The following is a 5,196-nucleotide window of genomic DNA, read 5'->3' on the forward strand; positions in this document are numbered from 1 at the left end:
TTGCAATCTTCCGCTTTTTTCATCAGCACAGTCCATTTTTTTGATTGTTTCAGTTTAGCAAAAAATATCATGCTTTTTGCACTAAAAGATAGGCTTTTTTAAAACCGGGAAAATGGGAATGCGCCCTTAGCAACTCTGGAGGAAAAAACACCGGTTAGCGATATCATGAATGAGCTGACGGGCCATATCATGAAAGACGCACATCGTTACCGTGGTCTTGACCCAGTTAGCAAAGATCAAGAGTTGATTCTTGCACTCAGCGATCCTGCATTCTTAATATCATTCGACTATCAAGTTTTTTCTAATAAATTGATATTACTGAATATTACCGTGCTTTCAATAAATTCCAAATTATCTTGGTATAATTTTTTAAAATGCAATAATATCAACCTGTTATTCTTTTTTAAGTATTTTTGGCCTCCGAAAAAGACCATTTCTCAGCCCAGTGTTTACAGGGCTGAAGAAAAAACTTGATAGTCGAGTATCAGGATTTAACAATCAAATGATTCGAAAATTGTTGTCTGACACTTCTTTTGGGAAAGGACGCACAGACAAACAATTATCTGCAAAAGTCAGTCGTCATTTTCGGTTGCTACGAATGCACGGAATTATCCGGAAGTTACCGAATCAGAATAGGTATCAAGTAACGCCAGGGTGATTGAAGTGATGAAGCTTGAGAATATCGAAGCCCGGGAAGACAACCGCAATGTTTATCCCACGGCAGTCCTGACAGTGGCCAGGAATCTTGAGACCGGCAGCCGGACAACAATGGCTTTTTCCGGAATCCGGTACAATACCGGAGTCGGCGCAGATCTGTTTACCGAGCGGTACTTGAGGAGGCCTCCGAGAGATGTTATGCGTTAAACAACGGATCCTTAAGGGATGCCTGTTTCTATGCGGGCTTTTTTTTCGGTTTTTTTTGCCTGCATGGCCTGGGCCGGGGACGGTTTCAAGGCGTTTTCCCCTGTGGAAATAAACGGATTTGCAGAATTCCGGGCCGGCTGCCGGGTCCGGGACGACCCCCGGCAAAAACAGGCGTCTGTAATGGAATCCCGGCTCCAGGCCGAATTGTTCATGCCCCATGGGCGGAATTTAAATACAAAGGAGACGTATGGGCAGACGGGATTACCGAGAAAGGGGAGTACGACACCCGGGAAGCCTGGATGTTTGCGAGGCAGTCGGATGTTCTGGATGTAAAGATCGGCAGGCAGGTGCTGACTTCACTTCATTTGCAAGTCTTGACCTGGTCTATACACCCCGGTTTGATCCGGACCGGTACATTACAGGAGAATATGTCTCTCACTGGAACGGTAGCGAACTTGCAGGGCGGGACAATTTGAGGGGGGCACAGATTCCCGGCCAGTGGTTCAAGGATGACGAGATTGCCCTTCGCCTGTACAAGAACATCCATAACTATGAGCTGGTATTATATGGATACCGCGGATTCTGGAAACAGCCTGCCGGTCAGTCCGGTTCGGGCGAACACCTTTTTCCTGAATTGTCCGTATATGGATTCAGTGCCCGGGGCCGTGTGGGCCGGGGTATCGGAAATCTTGAATTCGCCTATTACAGGTCCGGCCAGGACCGTGACGGCACCAATCCGATTCAAACCATGTTGCAGCACCGGAACGGATTGTGATGACGGTTTCCAGGGCGGCCACCAGGAGATATGCATTCGCCCCGGTTTATGGATGAGCACGATCAATTTCTTTTCAGACACGCCGGTCTGCCTGGAATATGAAAAACAATCCCCGGTCATTGATTTCGGCTTTGCCATTTCAGGCGGTGTCAAAAAACAGACTGTCTGTTCATCAGGTTGCAGCCCAAAGCAGATGCGTGTTAAAAGCGGGAGCAGCAGCGTCAGGATGGAAAACCGGCAAACCGGAATGTTTACCATCCCTGGGGCCGCAAAGCAGCAGATTCTGCATCTGCACATGACCTTGCCGTTTTTTCGCAGCCTGGTAAAACCGGGTGACACGGTCCTGCCTTTGGAAATGCAGGCAATCCTGAAAGGTGCGTCACAGGCCGAGTTTGTAGATATCAGGCCCATGACACCGGATATTCAGACCGGATTCAGACAGGCCTATGGAAAAAGCGTGTTTGACTATTTCCGGGAATATCGGATGCAAAGGGCGATGCAGCTTCTGGATGAGATACGGACCAATGTCAGCCAAACCGCATGGCAGGTGGGGTACACCAATGTCAGCCATTTCAGTGAAGCGTTCGGGAAACGCTTTGGTATCATTCCCAAGCAATATCTGAAAAACAGGCTTCAATAGTTTGTGTAACTTATAGCCAACAGAAAGAATTAGTTGGACATAGAATTTTTCCCGTCAAAAATCTCTCTGATGGTCTGGGACAATTCGGGAAGGACAACCGGTTTCATCACAAGGGCTTTGATCCCGATTTTTTTGATCTGGGACTCACTTAATGCGTCTGAGTATCCGGAGCAGATCAGGACGGGCAGATCCGGGGCGTCAGCCAGTATTTTTTCAGCCAATTGGTCCCCGGTCAGTCCTGGCATGGTCAGGTCCGAGATGAGCATATCAAATGTGCCGGGGGTGTTATGAAACACCTCAAGCGCCCGGCAAGGATCGTTGATGCTGGTGACCTCATACCCCAGCCGTTTGAGCATTTGGCTTATAACATTTGTGACAAGGGGCTCATCATCCACCAGAAGGATATGTTCGTCTCCTCTGGGAAGGGTTTGGGGCTTGAACGTAAGTGCTGTGGGTTTTTCCTGTTTTACCGGCAGATAGATGTCAAATGTTGTCCCTTTTCCCTCTTCGCTTTCAACAAATATTTCACCATGGGCACTTTTAGCGGTTCCGTGGGCCACGGACAGCCCCAGGCCGGTTCCTTTTTCAATCGCCTTAGTGGTGAAATAGGGGTCAAATATATAGGAAAGGATCGCTTTGGGGATGCCGGTTCCTGTGTCCTCAATGGTCAGGCAGTTGTATTCCCCCGGCGTCATGGGGCGTCCCCGGTGAACTGTTTTGGAAATATGGACCGGCCCAAGCCGGATTTTTAAGGTCCCTCCCGTGGTTTCCATGGCATGAAAGGCATTGGTGACCATATTCATAATCATCTGATGTATCTGGGTGGGGTCTGCCAGTATGGGCTTGCAGGTTTTGTCGATGTCGTCAACGATGGTAATGGTGCTTGGAATGACGGCGTGGGTGAGATTGATGACCTCAATAAGAATGGACTGAATTTTTATCGGTCTGACCTCCTGGTCCATCTGGCGGCTGAAGGTCAGGATTTGTTTGACCAAAGACCGGGCCCTGTTGGCGGCATTGAAAATCTCACTGGCATACTCGATCATGGGGCTGTCATCGGGAATATCCTCTTTCAGCAGTTCGGAAAAGCCGATAATGGGAGACAGAACATTGTTGAAGTCATGGGCAATCCCTGCGGCAAGGGCCCCGACGGCCTCCATCTTCTGGGACTGTATCAATTGTTTTTCCAGTTTTTTCTTTTCAGACTGGGCTTTTTTCTGATCCGTGATATCAATGCAGGTCACGGGATAAATTCTTTTCCCTTCCGCATCCCGGGACCTATGGGTATACATCTGAACCTCAAACAGGGAACCGTCTCTTTGTTTGGCGGTGAATTCTATCTTGCATTCCCCTTTGGCAGAAAGATCCAGCCTGAGCCGGTCCAGGATGCCGGGATCCAGGCAATGATCTGCCAGTGGCATGGAAATTACCTGGGCCCCATCATCATAGCCCCACATGCGGATAATCGCCTTGTTGACATAGATAAAACATTCCCGGCTGTCAAGAATGCCAAAACCGGTCAGGGCATTTTCAATGGCGCTGGATTTAATTTCCAGTTCATTCTGGGCCAGTTGCCGTTCATCCATTTCCATCAGCAGCTGTGCATTGGCAATGCGAAGTTCGTTGACCCGCTGCTCCACAAGTTTCTCAAGATCTTCTTTTTCATTCCTCAGACGATCTTCCGCCTGTTTAATTCTAAGCATGGCCTTGACCTGGGCCGCCAGTTCCGATTCCTCAATGGGTTTGGTTAAAAAGGCGTCTGCCCCTAAATCAAGGGCGCGCACCCGGCTGGAAGAATCCGTCCGGATGGCCGTGAGCATGATCACGGGAATATGGGCGGTTTCCCGGATCTGTTTTAATTCCCGGCAGGTTTCAAATCCGTCCATTCCCGGCATGTGAATATCCAGAAGAATGGTGTCCGGCTTTTCTATGATGGCTTTTTGGAGACCCTCTTCGCCGGAAGATGCTGCAATGACTTCACAGCCCGGGATGGCGTGCTTGAGCAGTGCTTTTACCGTGACCAGGTTATCCTGGTTATCATCTATGGTGAGTATCCGTTTCATATTTTTTCCTCCTGGGCGGGTGACAGCCAGAAGCTGACCTTTTTTCTCAGCGCTTCGGGATGAATGGGTTTGGAAATATAATCGTCACACCCGGCCTCCAGAATCCGCTCCCGGTCTCCCTTCATGGCCTGGGCTGTCAGTGCAATGATGGGAATGTCCTTTGTGTTGTCGTTTTCCCTCAGGGCCGCGGCCACTTCCATACCATCCATTTTGGGCAGAGCAATATCAAGGAGAATAAGCTCTGGAAGCAGGTGAAGGGCCTTTTCAAGTCCCTGCTTCCCATCCACGGCCTCCCGGATGTCCAGGCCGTCCGGCAGGACCGCTTTGAGGGTGATCATGTTATCGGGATTATCCTCCACGATCAGCACCACCGGGCCGTTGGCGCGTTTTGTTTCCCGGGACTTTTCCCGAACATTGCCGGGAGAAATCCGAGACAGGGATTCCGGGGGCGGAAGGGGACGTGACGCTTTCTCTGTCTTCTTTTCTTCCATATCGTCGGAAAGCATCTGTTTCACTTTTTCCAGCAGATCGGCCTGATTCACGTCCCCTTTCTGGATCAGCTTATGGACATTGTGTTTCAGCAACCGGCGGCGTTCATCCGGGGTCAGATCCTTTGCTGTCAGAATCAGGACCGGAATCTCACGGGTCCCTGGGGTTGACCTCAGGACTTCGACGACCTGGAATCCGTCCTTTCCAGGCATCATCAGGTCCAGGATGATTCCCCGGGGCATGGAATGGTCAAGGTAGTCCAGGGCCTGCTGCCCGTCCGATACGGCATCAACTGCGATCCCTCCGGATTCCAGAGCGGTTTTTACCTGAATCACTGCAGCGTCATTGTCTTCCACGAGCAAAAT

7 protein-coding genes are annotated in these 5,196 nt (G+C 49.9%); 4 read left to right on the forward strand and 3 right to left on the reverse strand.

Annotated elements, in window-relative coordinates; all coding sequences use genetic code 11:
- The first annotated feature begins 165 nt into the window (after positions 1-165).
- Together AB7U36_RS17820 and AB7U36_RS17825 are read left to right on the forward strand one after the other, a co-directional pair.
- A complete protein-coding gene (locus tag AB7U36_RS17820) occupies positions 166-474 on the forward strand; it encodes a hypothetical protein (protein WP_428161023.1) in 309 nt (102 codons plus the stop codon).
- A gap of 189 nt (positions 475-663) precedes the next feature.
- Positions 664-864 (forward strand): outer membrane lipoprotein-sorting protein, encoded by a 201-nt coding sequence (locus AB7U36_RS17825; RefSeq protein ID WP_428161024.1) that lies wholly within the window; start codon positions 664-666, stop codon positions 862-864.
- An 11-nt stretch (positions 865-875) separates the two neighbouring features.
- Here the strand turns inward: AB7U36_RS17825 and AB7U36_RS17830 are convergent, their stop codons facing one another.
- Positions 876-1,076 carry a hypothetical protein gene (locus AB7U36_RS17830; protein ID WP_428161025.1) on the reverse strand — a complete coding sequence of 67 codons (201 nt, stop codon included), beginning with the start codon at positions 1,074-1,076 and terminating at the stop codon, positions 876-878.
- 35 nt (positions 1,077-1,111) lie between these two features.
- On the opposite strand from AB7U36_RS17830, the gene AB7U36_RS17835 reads away from it, so the two are divergent.
- Both AB7U36_RS17835 and AB7U36_RS17840 read left to right on the forward strand, forming a co-directional pair.
- Entirely contained in the window at positions 1,112-1,639 is a 528-nt protein-coding gene (locus AB7U36_RS17835; RefSeq protein WP_428161026.1) for a hypothetical protein, read from the forward strand.
- Between the two features lie 52 nt (positions 1,640-1,691).
- Positions 1,692-2,279: a helix-turn-helix domain-containing protein gene (locus AB7U36_RS17840; protein WP_428161027.1), complete on the forward strand. Its 588-nt coding sequence runs from the start codon at positions 1,692-1,694 to the stop codon at positions 2,277-2,279.
- A 29-nt stretch (positions 2,280-2,308) separates the two neighbouring features.
- On the opposite strand, the gene AB7U36_RS17845 is transcribed toward AB7U36_RS17840, so the two are convergent.
- Both AB7U36_RS17845 and AB7U36_RS17850 read right to left on the reverse strand, forming a co-directional pair.
- Complete coding sequence (locus AB7U36_RS17845) at positions 2,309-4,342, reverse strand: ATP-binding response regulator (protein ID WP_428161028.1); 2,034 nt, start codon at positions 4,340-4,342, stop codon at positions 2,309-2,311.
- A partial coding sequence (locus tag AB7U36_RS17850) for a response regulator (RefSeq protein WP_428161029.1) occupies positions 4,339-5,196 on the reverse strand: 858 nt, incomplete at its 5' end. The genes AB7U36_RS17850 and AB7U36_RS17845, both read right to left, overlap by 4 nt.

It is taken from the genome of Desulfobacter sp., assembly GCF_050177295.1.

What these genes read in the sequence shown, in the direction of transcription:
- AB7U36_RS17830 (WP_428161025.1), bottom strand. Translation starts at nt 1,076, where the DNA reads ATGAACAATTCGGCCTGGAGCCGGGATTCCATTACAGACGCCTGTTTT.
- AB7U36_RS17845 (WP_428161028.1), bottom strand. Translation starts at nt 4,342, where the DNA reads ATGAAACGGATACTCACCATAGATGATAACCAGGATAACCTGGTCACG.
- AB7U36_RS17835 (WP_428161026.1), top strand. Translation starts at nt 1,112, where the DNA reads ATGGGCAGACGGGATTACCGAGAAAGGGGAGTACGACACCCGGGAAGC.
- AB7U36_RS17840 (WP_428161027.1), top strand. Translation starts at nt 1,692, where the DNA reads ATGAGCACGATCAATTTCTTTTCAGACACGCCGGTCTGCCTGGAATAT.
- AB7U36_RS17820 (WP_428161023.1), top strand. Translation starts at nt 166, where the DNA reads ATGAATGAGCTGACGGGCCATATCATGAAAGACGCACATCGTTACCGT.